The organism is Kitasatospora sp. NPDC086791 (assembly GCF_040685975.1).
GTDB lineage: Bacteria > Actinomycetota > Actinomycetes > Streptomycetales > Streptomycetaceae > Kitasatospora.
This window is the reverse complement of the sequence record NZ_JBFBOC010000001.1, coordinates 707,626-726,588: the sequence shown is the minus strand read 5'-3', so window position 1 is coordinate 726,588 and position 18,963 is coordinate 707,626. Positions and strand designations below refer to the sequence as shown.

Below are 18,963 nucleotides of genomic sequence, written 5' to 3'. Positions count from 1 at the left end.
CGGGTCGACGGCACGTGGGCTCACGCCGCGTGGCTCACGCCCGGTGGGCGGCCGGGCGCTCCGGGGACGCCTCCGCGAGCGCCCGGGTCACGGCCGCCACCCCGGCGCGCAGCCCGTACACCGGGGTGGCCGGCTGCTGGCGCCAGGACTCGTCGATGCCGCCCGCGTCCACCGTGTCGAAGCCCAGCTCGTCCACCAGCGCCCGGACGACCCGCTTCGCCGCCTCGTCGTCCCCCGCCACCGGCACGGCGATCCGCTCCGGGTCGCCCGCCGGGAGCGGCCGCTCCAGCAGGTCCTGCGCGTAGGTGCCGTTGAACACCTTCACCACCCGGTGCCCGAGGTGCTGCTCCGTCCACCGGCTCTCGGTCAGCCCGCCGTCCTCGATCGCGTCGATCCGGCCGTCGCGCTCCTTCGGGTAGTAGTTGCCCGTGTCGATCACCGCCACACCCTCCGCGGCCTCGTCGAACAGCCCGGCGGGCAGGTCCGGCACGTTCTTCAGCGGGACGGTCACGACCACGACCTCGGCGCCCCGCGCCGCCTCCGCGACCGTCACCGCCTTCGCGCCGGTCTCCTCGACCAGGGCCTCCAGCGTCTGGGGCCCACGCGAATTGGCCACCGAGACGTCATGCCCGAGCGCCGTCAGCCGCCGGGTCAGATTGCCGCCGATGTTGCCCGCGCCGATGATGCCGATCTTCATGGGAAGCCCCTCGTCTGCGAGTTCCGCGATCTCCGTACTACCTCGTCGCCTTGCCTCAACCACCCACCACCCGACCCGATTCCCCACCCAGGGGTGAATTTCCCCGGGCCGGGAGCGGGCCGGGGGCTCACTCGAAGCGGGTGGGGTCGCCGGCTCCTCGGCGGACGATCTCGGGGGTGCCGCTGGAGAAGTCGACGACGGTCGTCGGTTCGGTGCCGCAGTCGCCCGAGTCCACCACGGCGTCGAGCACGTGGTCGAGGCGTTCCTTGATCTCCCAGCCCTGGGTCATCGGTTCGTCCTCGCCGGGCAGGACCAGGGTGCTGGAGAGCAGGGGCTCGCCGAGTTCGGCGAGCAGGGCGCGGGTGACGACGTGGTCGGGGATCCGGACGCCGACCGTCTTCTTCTTCGGGTGCATCAGGCGGCGGGGGACCTCCTTGGTGGCGGGGAGGATGAAGGTGTAGCTGCCCGGCGTCGCGGCCTTGACGGCCCGGAAGACGTTGTTGTCGAGCTGGACGAACTGCCCCAGCTGCGCGAAGTCCTCGCACATCAGGGTGAAGTGGTGGCGTTCGTCCAGGCGCCGGATCGACCGGATCCGTTCGAGGCCGTCACGGTTGTCCAGCCGGCAGCCCAGGGCGAAACAGGAGTCGGTCGGGTACGCGATGAGGGCCCCGGACCTCAGGCTGTCGGCCACGGTGCCGATGGTGCGCGGCTGGGGGGACTCTGGATGCACGTCGAAGTACTTCGCCATTGGCCGACCCTACGGGATCCCGGCGGCCGGAGCCCGCAGCCGCACGGGACGGTCAGCCGGCGCAGGCCGGGCAGAGCCCCCGGTAGGTGACCTCGGCCTGCGAGACGGTGAAGCCGAAGCGCTGCTCCGGCGGGAGGTCGGCCAGCGGGTTGCCGAGCGGGTGGACGTCGCGGATGGCGCCGCAGCCGGTGCAGACCAGGTGCTGGTGCGGCTCGTGGGCGTTGGGGTCGTAGCGCTTGGCGCGCCCGTCGGTGGAGACCTCGATGACCTCACCGAGGGTGACCAGCTCACCGAGGGTGTTGTAGACCGTCGCCCGGGAGATCTCCGGGAGGCGCTCGGCCGCCCGGGCGTGCACCTCGTCGGCGGTCAGGTGCACGTGTTCGCCGTCCAGGACCTCGGCCACGACACGCCGCTGGGAGGTCAGGCGCCAGCGGCGCCCGCGCAGCCGCTCCAGCAGGTCACTCATATCGGTTCACCTATTCAGGTCAAGGGGGAGACCGGAGTTTACCAATACACATCCTGCGGCTTCCGGATCCCGATCGGATATGGGCTTGGTGGCTTTCTTGACTTGGATTCCGTCCATCGTAGGATCGGCTCCGGCGCTAGCCTGGTCAGCAGCAGCATGTGGCTCCCGTTGCTGTGGTACGCAGCAGCAACACGTGGCACGCAGCTCCGGACAGCACCGAAAGGTGCCGAAGGCAGCCAGAAAGAAGACACCGTGATCCGCCTTGTGAGGGAAGGATTCCCATGTCTGACATCCACGATGCAACCGGCGTAGAGGCGCAGGCGGAAGGTTGCCCGGTGAACCACGGGCGCGCGCCGCACCCCACCCAGGGCGGTGGGAACCGCCAGTGGTGGCCGGAACGCCTCAACCTGAAGATCCTCGCCAAGAACCCCGCCGTGGCCAACCCGCTCGGAGCGGAATTCGACTACCCGGCGGCTTTCGACGCGCTCGACCTCCCGGCCGTCAAGCGGGACATCCAGGAGGTGCTCACCACCTCCCGGGACTGGTGGCCGGCCGACTACGGCACCTACGGCCCGTTCATGATCCGGATGGCCTGGCACAGCGCCGGCACCTACCGGATCAGCGACGGCCGCGGCGGCGCCGGCGGCGGGCAGCAGCGCTTCGCCCCGCTGAACAGCTGGCCCGACAACGCGAGCCTGGACAAGGCCCGCCGCCTGCTCTGGCCGGTGAAGAAGAAGTACGGCCGCAGCCTGTCCTGGGCCGACCTGATCGTGCTGGCCGGCAACGTCGCGCTGGAGGGCATGGGCTTCCGGACCTTCGGCTTCGGCGGCGGCCGGGTCGACGAGTGGGAGCCGGACGAGGACGTCTACTGGGGCCCGGAGACCACCTGGCTGGGCGACGAGCGCTACACCGGCGACCGTGAGCTGGAGAACCCGCTAGCCGCCGTCCAGATGGGCCTGATCTACGTCAACCCCGAGGGCCCGAACGGCAACCCGGACCCGATCGCCGCCGCCCGCGACATCCGCGAGACCTTCTACCGGATGGCGATGAACGACGAGGAGACCGTCGCGCTGATCGCCGGCGGCCACACCTTCGGCAAGACCCACGGCGCCGGCCCGGCGGACAACGTCGGCCCGGACCCCGAGGACGCGCCGATGGAGCAGCAGGGCCTCGGCTGGAAGAGCAGCTTCGGCACCGGCGTCGGCGGGGACGCGATCACCAGCGGCCTGGAGGGCGCCTGGACCCCGACCCCGGTCACCTGGGACAACAGCTTCTTCGAGACGCTGTTCGGCTACGAGTGGGAGCTCACCAAGAGCCCGGCCGGCGCCCACCAGTGGAAGCCGAAGGACGGCGCCGGCGAGGGCACCGTCCCGGACGCCCACGACCCGGCCAAGCGGCACGTGCCGATCATGCTCACCACCGACCTGTCGCTGCGCTTCGACCCGGTCTACGAGCCGATCTCCAGGCGCTTCCTGGAGGACCCGGACGCGTTCGCCGACGCCTTCGCCCGCGCCTGGTACAAGCTGACCCACCGCGACATGGGCCCGGTCGTCCGCTACCGCGGCCCGGAGGTCCCGTCCGAGCAGCTGCTCTGGCAGGACCCGCTGCCGGCGGTCGGCTACCAGCAGGTCGGCGCGGCCGACGTGGCCGACCTCAAGCGGCGGATCAGCGCCACCGGCCTGTCGGTGGCCGAGCTGGTCTCCACCGCCTGGGCGGCGGCCTCCTCGTTCCGCTCCAGCGACAAGCGCGGCGGCGCCAACGGCGGCCGGATCCGGCTGCAGCCGCAGATCGGCTGGGAGGTCAACGAGCCCGACAAGCTGGCCACCGTGCTGCGCGCCCTGGAGGGCGTGCGGCAGGAGTTCAACGCGGCGCAGGCCGGCGGCGGCAAGCAGGTCTCGCTGGCCGACCTGGTGGTGCTGGCCGGCGGCGTCGGCGTCGAGCAGGCGGCCAAGGCCGCCGGCCTCGCCGTCGAGGTGCCGTTCGCGGCCGGCCGGGTCGACGCGCCGCAGGAGCTGACGGACACCGAGACCTTCGCCGCGCTGGAGCCGAAGGCCGACGGGTTCCGCAACTGGGTCGGCAAGGGCAACCGGCTTCCGGCCGAGTACCTGCTGCTCGACAAGGCGAACCTGCTGGGCCTGAGCGCCCCCGAACTGACCGTGCTGGTCGGCGGCCTCCGGGTGCTGGGCGCCAACCACGGCCGGTCCGCGCACGGCGTGCTCACCGAGACCCCCGGCGTGCTGACGAACGACTTCTTCGTCAACCTGCTGGACCTGGACACCCGTTGGGAGGCTACCTCGGAGGACTCGCAGACCTTCGAGGCTCGGGACGCCTCGGGCCGGGTCAAGTGGAGCGGCACCCGGGCCGACCTGGTCTTCGGCTCGAACGCCGAACTGCGGGCCGTCGCCGAGGTGTACGCGAGCGACGACGCCAAGGAGAAGTTCGTGACGGACTTCGTCGCGGCCTGGGTCAAGGTCATGAACGCGGACCGCTTCGACCTGGCCTGATCCCGACGCACCGCTGACGACGACGAGCGGGCACCCGGGGGTGGACGCCCCCGGGCCCCGCTCCTCGTCGTCGGTGCGCGGGCGCCGGAGCGGCGCCCGGTCGGTCAGTTGTAGGTCGTGGTGACGGTGACGCCGCCGAAGCCCTGCTGGCCGTAGAGGCTGAAGTACACCCAGCCGGACGGCGGGTTGGCGATCGTGAGGGTCTCGCCGTTGCCGCTGCCGGTGGACTTGGCCTGGTACGAGCCGGTGGTGGCCCAGGCGCCGCCGTTGTAGTAGAGGTCGGCGTTGCCGGTGCCGCCGCTGGTGGTGACGGTCAGCTGCTGCACGCCGGCCGGGAGGTACAGGAAGCTGTAGCTGTAGTTCCCGGTGGTGGCGGCCACGCCGTCGCGGCGGCAGTTCTTGTCGAACCGGCGGGTGTCGGCAGCGGTGCACAGCGGTGCCTGGGGGGTGGGCAGCGAGCCGCAGTTGTCGGCGGCGCAGGCCTTGAGCCAGGTGGCGAAGTCCGCGTCGTACCGGGTGCCGATGGTGGTCTTGAGCAGGGCGCGGGCGCCGTTCCAGTCACCGACGCGGTACTTGGCGAGCAGCGCGTCGACGTCCTGCGGGTGCGACTGGAGCATGTAACGGACCGCCAGGTAGCCCCAGTTGTAGATCCGGGTGGAGTCGGCGTTGTCGTAGGTGCTGTCGAACAGGGTGCTCAGCGCGTAGGTGCCCTTGCCGGCCTGGGCGACGGCGTCGTCGTAGTGGACGCCCCGGTAGCTGTACGAGATGTACTCGGCGAGGCCCTCGACCCACCAGACGGTCGGGGTGGTCATGCCGGCATCGAAGTCGCCGTAGAAGTCGTAGCGGCCGTCGAGGTAGTGGGTGTACTCGTGGTTGAGGTTCCAGATCTGGAACTGGGGGCGCAGCCAGGAGGCCTCGTGGGCGATGAAGCGGGCCTGGTTGCCGGCCTTCGCCGGGTTGCCCTCCTCGTACATGCCGCCGTTGTCCACGGCGATGTTGTACATCTCCCAGGCGTAGAGGCTGTACTCGTAGTAGTCGTCGAAGACGACGACTTCGAGGCTGGTGTTGTTGTCATCGGCGACCGGGCCGTTGTCCTTGACCACCTTGTGGAAGAACGCGTCCTGGTTGATCAGGCTGGTGCAGGTGTCGGCGAGCTGTTGCGCGGTCATGTCCTGGGCGCGGATGCGCAGGTTGGCGTTGCAGGTGTGGTCGACGGTGAGCACCAGCGGGACGAGCTTGGCCGGGACGTCACAGGTGCCGTAGTAGGAGCAGTTGCCGCTGTCCTTCTTCTCCACGAACCAGAGCAGGTTCATGGTGAGCGGGCCGGTGTTGCCGACCAGCGGGTAGCGGTTGATCAGGTCCTTGACGATCGGGCGGCCCTGGGCGCGCAGCGCGTCGTTGGCCACCAGGTTGCCGAGCTCGATCCCGATGCCGGTCACCAGGTCCGAGCCGGTGAGCTGGGAGGCGTTGCGGGTGACGAAGGAGGCGACGGTGGTCGCGAAGGACGGGTCGGCCTGGAGGGCGGCGGTGAAGGCCGGCAGGTCGAAGCCGCGGTCGATGACGGTCTTGGTGTTGGCGACGGCGGTGGCCATCGAGCCGCCCCAGGCCGGGGTGTAGTCGGTCAGCAGCCGCTTGACGACGCCGGTGTAACGGGCGTTCTCCTGGGCGCTGTCGATCAGGGTGACGGCCTCGGCGAGGGTGGCGCCGTTGGCCTCGGTGACGTCCTTGCTGCGCGGGGCGGCGAAGAAGCCGTCCAGCGCGCCGCGGACGGCGGTCTGCAGGGTGGCGCCGTAGGGGCCCACGACGTCCGGGTTGTACCACTGGACGTAGTAGCCGGCGCGCAGGAACAGCACCAGCTGGCCGACGGAGGTGGAGTCGTCGCCGGGGTAGGCGGCGGAGGCGTCGCGCAGGGCGTTGGCGACGCTGGTCATCTGGGCCTCGTTGAACGCGGCCTTGGCGTCGTTGCCGGTCACGGTGAACAGCGAGTTGACGCAGTCGAGTCCGGCGGCCTTGACCTGCTGGACCAGCGCGGCACCGGAGTTGCCGGTGAACGCGGAGAGGTCGCAGGCGTTGGCGGCGGCGGAGAACTGCTTCGCCGCCTTGGCGGCGCCGACGGTGCTGCCCGCCGTCGGGGCGGTGGCCTTGGCCTTCGGGTCCGCGGCGAGGGGGCGCGCGTCCTTCGGCGTGTCGGGGGACTTGGGCACCGGGATCGCGTGCGGCGCGGCGGCCTTGGCGGCGGGCGCGGCCGGGTTGGCCGGTGAGGTGGGGGCGCCGGCCGCGTGGGCCTGCGGGGCGAAGAGTCCGAGGGCGAGGAAGAAGGCGGCGCCGAGCGCAGGGAGTCTGCGCGCGTTCGCCTTCGCTATCCGGAAGGGACGCATGGGTGGGGGCCTCCGGGGCCGTTGAGGGTGGTCGTGCGGTGTCTGGGGCGCACGGGTCCTGCCGTGTGACATGTAAAATGGCACACGGGTTGACACGGAGGGAAGCCCCGGGAGCGGATTGCCGCCCGCCGAAACCGAAACGTTGTCAGGTTCGCGCGGGCCGTCGGTCGCGGGTGGCGGCCCCCGGGCCCGCGGGCGGCCGTTGTCCCCGATGCGGCGTGCGGGAATAAGCAGGAGCCCATGCTTCGTTCCTGCAAGTCATACGCAATAGTGTTGTCCCGGCACGATCAGCATCGTTCAACCCGCCGAAAGGGGCCGTGTCCTGATGGGCACCTACACGCTTCCCGACCTCCCGTACGACTACTCCGCGCTCGAGCGGGCGATGTCGGCCGAGATCCTGGAGCTGCACCACTCCAAGCACCACGCCGCCTACGTCAAGGGCGCGAACGACACCCTGGAGCAGCTCGCCGAGGCGCGCGACAAGGAGCAGTTCGGCGGCCTGGTCGGTCTGCAGAAGACCTTCGCCTTCCACCTGTCCGGCCACGTTCTGCACTCGCTGTTCTGGCAGAACCTCTCCCCGGAGGGCGGCGACCGCCCCGAGGGCGAGCTGGCCGACGCCATCACCGAGCACTTCGGCAGCTTCGAGGCCTTCAAGAAGCAGCTCACCACCGCCACCACCGGCGTCCAGGGCTCCGGTTGGGGCATCCTCTCCTGGGAGCCGCTGGGCAAGCGCCTGATCGTCGAGCAGGTCTACGACCACCACGGCAACGTCGGCCAGGGCAGCACCCCGCTGCTGGCCTTCGACGCCTGGGAGCACGCCTACTACCTGCAGTACCGCAACGTCCGTCCGGACTACGTCACCCGCCTGTGGGACGTCGTCAACTGGCAGGACGTCTCGGCCCGCTTCGCGGCCGTCACGAGCGCCTGACCTCACGTCGGGCAAGCGGCCCCGGACCGGTCGGGCGGTCCGGGGCCGTCCCCGTGCGCGGCGGAGGAAGTCGGCGCGCCCTCGTGCGCGGCGGAGGGCCGGCGCCTCCGGGCGCGGCGGAGGGCCGCGTCCGTCGGCCGGTGTGGCCGTCAGCCGAAGAAGGCGTCCAGGATCCGCTGGGCCGCCAGGCCGGCGGGGAGGCTGCCGGCGCGGACCTCGGACTCCAGCCGCGGGGCGAGGCGCTGGACCTCGGGGTGTTCGTGGAGGCGGGCGAAGAGCTGGTCGTGGACCATCGCCCAGGTCCACTCGACCTGCTGGTCGCGGCGCTTGGCGGCCAGCGCGCCGGTGGCGTCGAGGACCTTGCGGTGCTGCTGCAGGCGCTCCCAGAGCACGTCCAGGCCCGCGCCGTCGCGGCCGCTGCAGGTCAGGACGGGCGGCGTCCACACTGCGTCCGGAGCCTGCAACAGCCGCAGCGCGCCCGCGAGTTCACGGGCGGCGGCGCGGGCGTCGGTCTCGTGCGGGCCGTCGGCCTTGTTGACGGCGATGACGTCGGCGAGTTCCAGGACGCCCTTCTTGATGCCCTGGAGCTGGTCGCCGGTGCGGGCGAGGCTGAGCAGCAGGAAAGTGTCCACCATCCCGGCGACGGCCGTCTCGGACTGACCGACGCCGACCGTCTCGATCAGCACCACGTCGTAGCCGGCCGCCTCCATCACCACCATGGACTCGCGGGTCGCCTTGGCGACGCCGCCCAGCGTCCCCGAGGTGGGGGAGGGGCGGACGAAGGCGTGCGGGTCGACGGCCAGGCGCTCCATCCGGGTCTTGTCGCCCAGGACGGAGCCGCCGGTGCGACTGGAGGTCGGGTCGACGGCGAGGACCGCGACCCGGTGGCCGAGGCCGGTGAGCATGGTGCCGAAGGAGTCGATGAAGGTCGACTTGCCGACACCGGGCACCCCGGTGATGCCCACCCGGACCGCCCCGCCCGCGTGCGGCAGCAGCCGTTGGAGCAGCTGCTGCGCGAGCGCGCGGTGGTCGGGCCGGGTGGACTCGACGAGGGTGACGGCGCGCGCGATCCAGGCGCGCGAGCCGTCCAGGACCCCCGAGGTGTAGCTGTCGAGGTCGATCGTCCGCGGCGGCATCGGCTCAGCGGCTCACAGCTCGTGGCCGAGCTCGGCCGCCAGGGCGGTCAGCAGGTCGTGCGCGGCGTCCGGGATGACGGTGCCCGGGCCGAACACGGCTGCCGCGCCCGCCTCGTGCAGCGCCGCGAAGTCCTGCGGGGGGATGACCCCGCCGACCACGATGGTGATGTCCTCCCGGCCCGCCGCGGCGAGTTCGGCGCGCAGCGCGGGCACCAGCGTCAGGTGCCCGGCGGCCAGCGAGGAGACGCCGACGATGTGCACGTCCGCCTCGACGGCCTGGCGGGCGACCTCGGCGGGGGTCTGGAACAGCGGGCCGACGTCCACCGTGAAGCCGAGGTCGGCGAAGGCGGTGGCGATCACCTTCTGGCCGCGGTCGTGGCCGTCCTGGCCCATCTTGGCGACCAGGATGCGCGGCCGGCGGCCCTCGGCCCGCTCGAACCGCTCGACCAGGTCGCGGGTGCGCTGGAGGGAGGCCGACGGGCCCGCTTCGTCTCGGTACACACCGGAGATGGTACGGATCTGGCCGGAGTGGCGGCCGTACACCTTCTCCAGGGCGTCCGAGATCTCGCCGACGGTCGCCTTGGCCCGGGCCGCGTCGACGGCCAGGTGCAGCAGGTTGCCGTCCAGCGAACCGCCGCGCTGCGGACCGGCCTCGGCGGCGCGGGTCAGCGCGTTCAGCGCGTCCTGGCAGGCGGCCTCGTCGCGCTCCTCGCGCAGTCGGCGCAGCTTCTCGATCTGCCGGGCCCGCACCGCGGAGTTGTCGACCTTGAGCACGTCGATCTGCTCGTCGCTCTCGACCCGGTACTTGTTGACCCCGATCACCGGCTGGCGGCCGGAGTCGATGCGGGCCTGGGTGCGGGCGGCGGCCTCCTCGACGCGCATCTTCGGGATGCCCGCGTCGATCGCCTTGGCCATGCCGCCGGCCGCCTCGACCTCCTGGATGTGCTGCCAGGCCCGGGCGGCCAGGTCGTGGGTCAGCTTCTCGACGTAGGCCGAGCCGCCCCACGGGTCGATGGCCCGGCAGGTGCCCGACTCCTGCTGCAGCAGCAGTTGGGTGTTGCGGGCGATGCGCGCGGAGAAGTCGGTGGGCAGGGCGAGTGCCTCGTCGAGGGCGTTGGTGTGCAGCGACTGGGTGTGGCCCTGGGTGGCGGCCATCGCCTCGACGCAGGTGCGGGTGACGTTGTTGAACACGTCCTGCGCGGTGAGCGACCAGCCGGAGGTCTGCGAATGGGTGCGCAGCGACAGCGACTTGGGGTTCTTCGGGTCGAACTGCTTGACCAGCTTGGCCCAGAGCAGCCGGGCCGCGCGCAGCTTGGCGACCTCCATGAAGAAGTTCATGCCGATCGCCCAGAAGAACGACAGCCGGGGCGCGAAGGCGTCCACGTCCAGCCCCACGTCCAGGCCCGCGCGCAGGTACTCCACCCCGTCGGCCAGGGTGTAGGCGAGCTCCAGGTCGGCGGTGGCCCCGGCCTCCTGGATGTGGTAGCCGGAGATGGAGATCGAGTTGTACCGGGGCATCTTCTGCGAGGTGTACGCGAAGATGTCCGAGATGATCCGCATCGACGGCTGCGGCGGGTAGATGTAGGTGTTGCGGACCATGAACTCCTTGAGGATGTCGTTCTGGATGGTCCCGGCCAGCTTCTCCGGCGGTACGCCCTGCTCCTCGGCGGCGACGATGTACAGCGCCAGGACGGGCAGCACCGCGCCGTTCATGGTCATCGACACCGACATCCGGTCGAGCGGGATGCCGTCGAACAGCTGGCGCATGTCGTAGATCGAGTCGATGGCGACGCCCGCCATGCCGACGTCGCCGGTGACGCGCGGGTGGTCGCTGTCGTAGCCGCGGTGGGTCGGCAGGTCGAAGGCGACCGAGAGGCCCTTCTGGCCGGCCGCGAGGTTGCGGCGGTAGAAGGCGTTGGACTCCTCGGCGGTGGAGAAGCCGGCGTACTGCCGGACGGTCCACGGCTGGTTGACGTACATGGTGGGGTACGGCCCGCGCAGGTACGGGGCGATGCCGGGGTAGGTCTCCAGGAAGTCCAGCCCGGCCAGGTCCCGCGCCGTGTACAGCGGCTTGACGCCGATGCCCTCGGGGGTGTCCCAGACGAGCTCGTCGACGTCCTTGCCGGTGGACTGCCGCCAGGCGGCCTGCCAGCGCTCGTCGGTGGCGTCCGCGGCGGCGCCGCCGTCCAGCCCGATTCCGGTGAAGTCAGGGATCATCGGGCCACTCCGATCAGGTCCAGCAGGAAGGTCAGGACGGCGACCGCGTCCCCGCCCGCGTAGATGAACTCGTCCACTCCGTCCGGCAGTTCGCCGGGCCGGCCGGCCAGCAGCACCTTCGCGGCGCCGGCCGCCCGCAGGGCGCCGGCGACCGCCGGGGCGTGCTCGCCGTACAGGGCGTCGCTGGAGCAGAGGCAGGCGACGGTCGCGCCGGAGGCGGTGAACGCCTCGGCGAAGGCGGCCGGGTCGACGGACTCCAGGGAGACGGTCGCGATGCCGCCGGCCTGGAACAGGTTGGCCGCGAAGGTGGTGCGCGCGGTGTGCGCGGAGGCGGAGCCGATCGAGGCCAGGAACAGCTTCGGCCGCTCACCGGTGGCCGCGAGCGCCGCGTCCGAGCGGTCCCGCAGCGCCTCGTACGCCTCGGCCCGGCGCACCTGCGGCAGGCCGCCGGAGAGCGCGGCCGGGGCCGGCTCGCGGACCAGCGGCTGTTCCTCCAGGTGCGGGAACTCGCTGACGCCGGTGACCGGTTCGCGTCGCTTCGCCAGGCGGACCGACCGCTCCGCCCAGGTCGCGGCGAGCCGCTCGCCGACCAGTCCGGAGCCGAGCGCGGCCTGCTGGCCGCCGGCCCGCTCGATCTCCTGGAACCAGGCCCAGGCGGCCCGGGCCAGCTCCTCGCCCAGCTGCTCGACGTACCAGGAGCCGCCGGCCGGGTCGATCACCCGGGCCAGGTGGGACTCCTCCAGCAGGATCGACTGGGTGTTGCGGGCGATCCGGCGGGCGAAGGCGTCCGGCAGGCCGAGCGCGCTGTCGAAGGGCAGCACGGTGACGGCGTCGGCGCCGCCGACCCCGGCGGCCAGGCAGGCGATGGTGGTGCGCAGCATGTTCACCCACGGGTCGCGGGCGGTCATCATCACCCGGGAGGTGACGGCGTGCTGACGCTGCGCCGAGGCTTCGGCGGACGCTCCGGAGACCTCGGCGACGCGGGCCCAGAGGCGGCGCGCGGCACGGAACTTGGCGATCGTCAGGAACTGGTCGGCGTCCGCCGCGTAGCGGAACTCCAGCTGGCCGAGCGCGGCGTCCACCGACAGCCCGGCCGCGGTCAGCGTGCGCAGGTAGGCGACGCCGGTGGCGAGCGCGCAGCCCAGCTCCTGGGCGGGGGAGGCGCCGGCCTCGTGGTACGGCAGGGCGTCGACGGTCAGCGCCCGGACGCCCGGGTAGCCGGCGGCGCAGCGGGCGGCCAGCGCGGCGGCCTCGGCGAGCAGCGCGTCGGTGCGCGCGGGGTCGCCGGTGCGGGCCTGCAGGCCGAGCGGGTCGGCGCCGAGGTTGCCGGAGGCGGCGGCGGGGGAGACCTCTCGCTGCTCGTACAGCTCGAACAACTGCTGCGCGGCGGCGGTGAATTCGGGTCCGGCGTCGAGTGCCACGGCGGCCAGGTCCAGGTACACCCCGGTCAGCGCCTCGGGCAGGGCGTCCAGCGGAAGGGCCTCGCCGCCCAGTTCCAGCCAGAGCGAGCCGACGCCGTTCTCCAGGTCGGCCAGTACGGCCTCGTTGGCGCGCTGCCGGTCCGGGTCGGCGTGCCGTTGCCGGACGTCCCACCCGGCGACGGCCGAGCCCTGCGGCCGTCCGCCGCGGACGAACGGCGGGAAGCCCGGGTAGCCCGGGTCGGCCGCGGTGTCCTCGGCGGTGTACAGCGGCCGTGCGCTCAGGCCGTCCTGGAGCTCGGTGGTCAGTGCCTGCTCGGCGGCGGCGCCGTCCTCGGGCTGGGCGCCGGACTTGCGCAGCACGCCCTGGACGAGCTGCTGCCACTGCTCTCGATGCGCGGCCGGGAACTCGGCGGCGAGGGGGAGCCCTTCGGGCGGGACCTTCATGTGCGCAGGTTAGCGCCCGTTCGCATAGCCGCAGGAGGGGAGGTGTGTGTGACCTTTCCCTCGATTCGGCCGGTTCTCGACACTCGGTGGGGCGAGCGGTGTCACGGGCTGCGGAGAGCCGGTCCGGTGGAGGGGTGCGGCGCCGTCGGGAGCGATTGAACCGGCCGCCGCGCGGCGTCCGTAGTCAACACCGATGGCACGGAACGGGATCGATGTCCCGTCATGGCGGAGAACGTCATGATCAGGGGGATTGCGGAACCCGGGTACTCATCTATTAAGTTACTTCGAAGAAGGTGGGCGGGACGCCATCCCCCCCGTTGCTCGTCCCGCCTGCCTTCGACGTCCCCGGCCCGTCCGTGCCGTCCGAGATTCCCCCGAAGGAGAGCCGACCGCCCATGGGAAAGCGCCGCAAGCCCAGCCCCCCCAGCCGGGCCCGCATGGCGGTCCTCACCACGGCCATGGCGGCCGGCGGCGCGGTCCTCGCCTCGGGCACCGCCCACGCCGAGCCCGCACCCACCCTCGCCTCCGTCAAGGAGCAGGTGGACAGCCTCAACGAGCAGGCCGAGCAGGCGATCGAGCGCTACAACGGCTTCCAGGCCAAGCAGCAGAAGCTCCAGGGCGACGCCAACCAGATCCAGGAGAAGGTGGTCCGCGGTCAGGAGACCATGAACGAGCTGCGCACCCGGCTCGGCTCGGTCGCCGCCGACCAGTACCGGAACAACGGCATAGACACGTCGGTCCAGCTGATGCTCGACTCCGACCCGGCCGGCTACCTGGAGCGCGCCGCGGTGCAGAACCAGGTCGCCGACTCCCAGGCGAGCCTGCTGAAGCAGGCCCAGGACGAGCAGCGCAAGCTCGACCAGGACCGCGCCGAGGCCACCGCGACCCTCGCCGAGCTCGACTCGGTCGGCAAGCAGCTCGTGGAGCAGAAGAACGACATCCAGACCAAGCTGTCCAAGGCGCAGGACATGCTCAACAAGCTCAGCGCCGAGGACCGGGCCAAGATCAACGCCCAGCAGTCCGCCGAGAAGGCCAAGTCCGAGGCCAAGCAGGCCGCCGCGGCCGGCGCCGCCGCTGCCGCGGCCGACCGCGCCTCCCGCTCCGCCGACCGCCCCGACGTGAACACCCCGGTGCCGCCCGCCGGCGGCCGGGTCGCCGGCATCATCGGCTTCGCCCAGGCCCAGCTCGGCAAGCCGTACGGCTGGAGCAGGACCGGTCCCGACAGCTTCGACTGCTCCGGCCTCACCAGCATGGCCTACCGGTCGGCGGGCGTCACCATCCCCCGGATGTCCCAGGACCAGTGGAAGTCCGGCCCGCACATCGACCGCGCCAACCTCCAGCCGGGCGACCTGGTCTTCTTCTACGACGACCTGCACCACGTCGGGCTCTACATCGGCGACGGCAAGATGATCCACGCGCCGCGCACCGGCAAGAACATCGAGGTGCTGCCGATCTCGGTGATGCCGTACATGGGTGCTGTCCGCCCGGCCTGACCGCGGACGCGAGGGCCCGCTCCCGCTCCGGCGGGGGCGGGCCCTCGCCGTCGTCGTTCCGGGTCCCGGGTCGTCTCGTCAGCGTTCCCGGGCCGGGCCGGTCAGAGGGCGGCGAGGCGTTCGAGCAGGCCCGCCGGGTCGGTGAGGCCGCAGGCCCGGCGGACGGCGTCGTCGTGGGCGGCGGCCAGGGCGTCGAGGCGGGTGAGCCGGGCGCGGCCCTGGCGGGAGAGGTGGGCGGTGATCCGGCGGCGGTCCTGGTCGTCCTGGCGCCGGTAGACCAGGCCGGAGTCGGCCAGCGAGTCGACCAGCCGGCTCAGGCTCGCCTGCGGGATCAGCAGGGCCTGGGCGAGCTCGCCCATCGGGTGGCCCCGGTCGTCGGCGAGGGCACGCAGCACGCGCCACTGGTCGACGGTGCAGTCCTCCTCCGCGAGGGCGGCCGCGAGCCCGCCGGTGAGCCTGCGGTGGGCCAGGGTGACCAGCTCGACCAGCAGCGGACCGGGGGCGGTCCGGGTGTCGTCCGACGGTCCGGCCGGTGCGGCGCCGCGCGCGGTCATGTGACCCTCCCCTTCCGGTCTTTCCCGACGTCGGTCCCACGACCATACTCGCACTGGTGAGCGTCGAGGTCCGGTTGGTCGATCCGCTCGAAGCGCTGCACTCCACGCGGGACGAGCGGGAGGACGCGGCGTTCCGGGTGGGCCTCGTCGTGCCGCAGTCCGGGCCGCTCGGGCTGACCGGCCCGTCCGCGCTGGACGGCGCCCTGCTCGCCGCGCACGAGGTCAACGCGGGCGGCGGCGTTCTCGGCCGGCCGCTGGAGCTGGTGCTGGTGGACGGCGGCGGTGCGCCGGAGCGGGTCGCCGCCGAGGTCCGGCTGCTGCTGGACGCGGGCGTGCTGGAAGCGGTCGCCGGCTGCCACACCAGCGATGTGCACCGGGCGGTCGAGGCGGTGGCGGCAGGCCGGACGGCGTACGTCTACACCCCGCCGCACGAGGGCGGCTCCCGACTGCCCGGCGTGCTCTGCACCGGCATCGACCCGATGGCCCAACTCGGTTCCGCTGTGGGCGAGCTGACGATCCGTCACGGTCTGCGCCGATGGGCGATGGTCGGCAACGACTACATCTGGCCGCGCTCCGTCCACCGGGCCGCCGCGGGGCTCGCCGTCCGGGCCGGCGCCCGGGTGGTGCTGGAGCGGCGGATCCCCTTCGGGGCGGTCGAGGGGCTGCTCGAACCGCTGCTGGACGAGCTGCGCGCCGCCCGTGCGGACGCCCTGCTGCTGAGCCTGATCGGACGCGACCTGGTGCGGTTCAACCGGGCGCTGCGGCGCAGCGGTCTGGACCGCAGGCTGGTGCGGCTGTCCGGCGCGCTGGAGGAGAACGGCCTGCTCGCCCTCGGCGGCGACGACACCGGGACGCTGTACGCCGCCATGCCCTCCTTCGCGACGCTGGCCGAGGAGCGCCGGCAGGACCTCGCCGAGCGGCACCGGGCGCTGTGCGGACCGTGGGCGCCGGTCCTGGACGCCTACGCGGTGGGCCTGTACGACGGCCTCCACCTGCTCGCCGCGCTGGCCGCCCGGCGCTCGCTCGCTCCGTCCGGGCTCCTCGCGGCGGCGGGCCGGCTACTGGGCGGCGAGGGCGCCCGCCGCGCGCCGGTCCATCTGGCCCGCGCCGAGGGGCTCGGCTTCTCCGTGCTGTCCTGATCCCGCCCGGCCTTCGGGCCTTCCTCCGCTCGCCTCCGCCGCCGGCCGGCCCTCCCGCCTGCCGGAACGCCGCGACAAAACCCTTCCATATGGAAATACTTGCCTCTACAGTCTCCCCACACACCCGCAGTCTCCCCACACACCCGCAGGGTCGTCACGGAGAGAGAGCACCATGGCTGACACCCCCTCGCCCCAGGGCATCGAGAGCTACGGCTACCACCAGGAACTCCGCCGCTCGCTCGGCTTCACCGACCTGCTCGTCTACGGGCTGGTCTTCATGGTGCCGATCGCACCGTTCGGCATCTTCGGCGGCGTCTTCCAGGGCTCCGGCGGCATGGTCGCCCTGGCGTACGTCCTCGGCATGGTGGCGATGATGTTCACCGCCCTGTCCTACGCGCAGATGTCGCGGGCCTTCCCGATGGCCGGCTCGGTGTACACCTACGCGGGCCGCGGCATCGCCGCCCCGGTCGGCTTCCTGTCGGGCTGGATGATCCTGCTCGACTACGTGCTGGTGCCGGGGCTGCTGTACCTGATCGCCGGCGTGGCGATGAACTCGCTGGTGCCGGCCGTGCCGGTCTGGCTCTGGCTGATCGGCTTCGTCCTGCTCAACACCGTGGTCAACTACCTCGGCATCGAGACCACCTCCAAGGTCAACAAGGCGATGCTGATCGGCGAACTCGTCGTCCTGGCGCTGTTCGTGGTGGTCGGGATCACCGCCCTGGCCAACGGCAAGGGCCGGGGCTTCGACTTCACCCCGCTCTACGACTCGCACACCTTCTCGTGGAGCCTGGCCTTCGGCGCGGTGTCGATCGCGGTGCTCAGCTTCCTCGGCTTCGACGGCATCTCCACCCTGGCGGAGGAGAACCGGGATTCGACCAAGGCCATCGGCCGGTCGATGGTGGCCGCGCTGCTGCTCGCGGGCACCCTGTTCATCGTGCAGACCTGGGTCGCCTCCCTCCTGGTCGCCGACCCGGCCGCGCTGATCCGGGACGGCGACCCGAACGGCACCGCGTTCTACGACGCGGCCCGCACCGCCGCCGGCGGCTGGCTCGCCACGCTGACCGCCGCCTCCACCGCCGTGGCCTGGGGCTTCGCCAACTCCCTGGTCGCCCAGGCGGCCACCTCGCGACTGCTGTACGCGATGGCCCGCGACCGCCAGCTGCCCTCCTTCCTGGCCCGGATCCACCCCACCCGCCGGGTGCCGGTCAACGCGACGCTGCTGACCGCCGGGATCTCGCTGGTGCTCGGGCTGTACACGGCCTCCCGTGACGACGGCATCACCCTGCTCAGCACCCTGGTCAACTTCGGTGCGCTGACCACCTTCCTGGTCCTGCACGTCGCCGTCGTCGTCCACTACCTGGTCCGGCAGCGCAGCAAGGACTACTGGCGCCACCTGATCGCCCCGGTCCTCGGCTTCGCGATCCTGGCCTACGTGGTCGTCAACGCCAACATCGCGGCCCAGCGGCTCGGCTTCGTCTGGCTGCTCATCGGCGGGATCGTCCTGGCCGGCCTGATGCTGACCGGCCGCCGGCCCCGACTGGCCGTCACCGACGCCGAGCCCGCCACCGGCACCGGACCGGCGACCGGCGCGCACCCCGCGTCCGACCCGCACCCCGCGTCCGACCTGCACCCCGCGTCCGACCTGCACCCCGCGTCCGACCTGCACCCCGCGTCCGACCCGCACCCCGCCGCCGGCCCGTACACCACCACCGAGGAGCACCAGTGAGCCTGCCCGAGACCGCCCGGCTGAGCCCGACCCCGGAGGACTACGCCTACACCTTCGGCGGCCGCGCCCCGCTGGTCACCGTCCGGCCCGGCACCGTCGTCGAGCTGACCACCGAGGACTGCTTCGGCGGCAAGGTGCGCGGCACCGGCGACCTGCCCAGCCGGGTCTGCGTCTTCCCGTACCTCAACCCGGTCACCGGGCCGATCGCGGTGGCGGGCGCCGAGCCCGGGGACGTGCTCGCCGTGCACTTCGTGGAGATCACCCCGGCCCGGGACCACGGCATCTCCAGCACCTTCCCGCACTTCGGCGCGCTGACCGCGACGCACCAGACGGCGATGCTGCACCCGCCGCTGGAGGAGCGGGTCTGGCTCTACGACCTGGACGTCACGGCGGGCACCTGCCGGTTCCGGGCCCGCACCGGCGACTTCACGGTGGACCTGCCGCTCGACCCGATGCACGGCACGGTCGGCGTCGCCCCGGCGGCGGGCGAGGTGCTGGCCTCGATCACCCCCGGGGCCCACGGTGGCAACCTGGACACCCCCGAGATGCGGGCCGGCACCACGGCCTACTTCGGGGTCAACGTCGAGGGCGGCCTGCTGGCCATCGGTGACGGCCACGCCCGCCAGGGCGAGGGCGAGGTGTGCGGCACGGCGGTGGAGGCGGCCATGCGCACCACCGTGATCGTCGACCTGGTCAAGGGCGGCGGCCCGGCCTGGCCCCGGCTGGAGAACGACGGGTTCCTGATCAGCACCGGCTCCGCCCGGCCGCTGGAGGACGCGTTCCGGATCAGCCAGCACGACCTGGTCGGCTGGACCGGCGAACTGCTCGGCCTGGACCAGCTCGACGCCTACCAGCTGGTCAGCCAGGCCGGGCTGGCCCCGGCGGCGAACGTCTGCGACACCAACTACACGATGGTCGCCAAGCTGCCCAAGAGCGTGCTGGGCCGGGTCCGCGCCTACGACGGCCTGCACGACCGCCTGCGCGCGAGCGCCGCGGCGTACCTGCGGCACCGGTAGGGGCCCGTCGACGGGGGCGCGTCGGCAGGAGCGCCGGTAGGTGCGCGCCGGTAGGAACTCGCCGGCAGGAGCCGCCGTCGTCCCGTGCGCGAGGTG

Annotated in this window: 14 protein-coding genes; 6 read left to right on the top strand and 8 right to left on the bottom strand. The window is 72.4% G+C overall.

The genetic code is table 11. From position 1 onward, the window contains the following. Nucleotides 1-34: 34 nt before the first annotated feature. From AB0Q99_RS03300 to AB0Q99_RS03290, 3 genes are all read right to left on the bottom strand, one after another. Complete coding sequence (locus AB0Q99_RS03300) at nt 35-697, bottom strand: NAD(P)-binding domain-containing protein (RefSeq protein WP_363567923.1); 663 nt, start codon at nt 695-697, stop codon at nt 35-37. Nucleotides 698-824: 127 nt separating this feature from the next. Beyond that, nucleotides 825-1,445 carry an L-threonylcarbamoyladenylate synthase gene (locus AB0Q99_RS03295; RefSeq protein WP_363567922.1) on the bottom strand — a complete coding sequence of 207 codons (621 nt, stop codon included), beginning with the start codon at nt 1,443-1,445 and terminating at the stop codon, nt 825-827. A gap of 52 nt (nt 1,446-1,497) precedes the next feature. Continuing rightward, the gene (locus AB0Q99_RS03290) at nt 1,498-1,911 is read right to left on the bottom strand and encodes a transcriptional repressor (protein WP_363567920.1); all 414 of its coding nucleotides are present in this window, start codon (nt 1,909-1,911) and stop codon (nt 1,498-1,500) included. A 281-nt stretch (nt 1,912-2,192) separates the two neighbouring features. Here AB0Q99_RS03290 and katG point away from each other — a divergent pair, with 281 nt between their 5' ends. Beyond that, a complete protein-coding gene (gene katG, locus AB0Q99_RS03285; RefSeq protein ID WP_363567918.1) occupies nt 2,193-4,415 on the top strand; it encodes a catalase/peroxidase HPI in 2,223 nt (740 codons plus the stop codon). A gap of 104 nt (nt 4,416-4,519) precedes the next feature. Here the strand turns inward: katG and AB0Q99_RS03280 are convergent, their stop codons facing one another. Then, nucleotides 4,520-6,793, bottom strand: coding sequence for a M9 family metallopeptidase (locus AB0Q99_RS03280; protein ID WP_363567916.1), 2,274 nt, complete (start codon nt 6,791-6,793; stop codon nt 4,520-4,522). Nucleotides 6,794-7,118: 325 nt separating this feature from the next. Between AB0Q99_RS03280 and AB0Q99_RS03275 the strand changes: the two genes are divergently transcribed. Beyond that, nucleotides 7,119-7,721: a superoxide dismutase gene (locus AB0Q99_RS03275; RefSeq protein WP_363567914.1), complete on the top strand. Its 603-nt coding sequence runs from the start codon at nt 7,119-7,121 to the stop codon at nt 7,719-7,721. A 149-nt stretch (nt 7,722-7,870) separates the two neighbouring features. On the opposite strand, the gene meaB is transcribed toward AB0Q99_RS03275, so the two are convergent. The 3 genes from meaB to AB0Q99_RS03260 are packed head-to-tail and all read right to left on the bottom strand — an operon-like array spanning nt 7,871 to nt 12,939. Continuing rightward, nucleotides 7,871-8,857: a methylmalonyl Co-A mutase-associated GTPase MeaB gene (gene meaB, locus AB0Q99_RS03270; RefSeq protein ID WP_363567912.1), complete on the bottom strand. Its 987-nt coding sequence runs from the start codon at nt 8,855-8,857 to the stop codon at nt 7,871-7,873. 12 nt (nt 8,858-8,869) lie between these two features. Then, nucleotides 8,870-11,074: a methylmalonyl-CoA mutase gene (scpA, locus tag AB0Q99_RS03265; protein ID WP_363567910.1), complete on the bottom strand. Its 2,205-nt coding sequence runs from the start codon at nt 11,072-11,074 to the stop codon at nt 8,870-8,872. Next, the gene (locus tag AB0Q99_RS03260; protein WP_363567908.1) at nt 11,071-12,939 is read right to left on the bottom strand and encodes a methylmalonyl-CoA mutase family protein; all 1,869 of its coding nucleotides are present in this window, start codon (nt 12,937-12,939) and stop codon (nt 11,071-11,073) included. The genes scpA and AB0Q99_RS03260 overlap by 4 nt, the downstream gene beginning before the upstream one ends. Before the next feature lie 395 nt (nt 12,940-13,334). On the opposite strand from AB0Q99_RS03260, the gene AB0Q99_RS03255 reads away from it, so the two are divergent. Next, complete coding sequence (locus AB0Q99_RS03255; RefSeq protein ID WP_363567906.1) at nt 13,335-14,432, top strand: NlpC/P60 family protein; 1,098 nt, start codon at nt 13,335-13,337, stop codon at nt 14,430-14,432. Between the two features lie 101 nt (nt 14,433-14,533). Here the strand turns inward: AB0Q99_RS03255 and AB0Q99_RS03250 are convergent, their stop codons facing one another. Continuing rightward, the gene (locus AB0Q99_RS03250; RefSeq protein ID WP_363567904.1) at nt 14,534-14,986 is read right to left on the bottom strand and encodes a MarR family transcriptional regulator; all 453 of its coding nucleotides are present in this window, start codon (nt 14,984-14,986) and stop codon (nt 14,534-14,536) included. A 56-nt stretch (nt 14,987-15,042) separates the two neighbouring features. Here AB0Q99_RS03250 and AB0Q99_RS03245 point away from each other — a divergent pair, with 56 nt between their 5' ends. The 3 genes from AB0Q99_RS03245 (at nt 15,043) to AB0Q99_RS03235 (ending at nt 18,867) form a co-directional block, all read left to right on the top strand. Further along, a complete protein-coding gene (locus tag AB0Q99_RS03245; protein WP_363567902.1) occupies nt 15,043-16,125 on the top strand; it encodes an ABC transporter substrate-binding protein in 1,083 nt (360 codons plus the stop codon). 172 nt (nt 16,126-16,297) lie between these two features. Further along, the gene (locus AB0Q99_RS03240; RefSeq protein WP_363567900.1) at nt 16,298-17,851 is read left to right on the top strand and encodes an APC family permease; all 1,554 of its coding nucleotides are present in this window, start codon (nt 16,298-16,300) and stop codon (nt 17,849-17,851) included. Beyond that, entirely contained in the window at nt 17,848-18,867 is a 1,020-nt protein-coding gene (locus AB0Q99_RS03235; RefSeq protein ID WP_363567898.1) for an acetamidase/formamidase family protein, read from the top strand. Before AB0Q99_RS03240 ends, AB0Q99_RS03235 begins: the two co-directional genes overlap by 4 nt. Nucleotides 18,868-18,963: the final 96 nt, after the last annotated feature.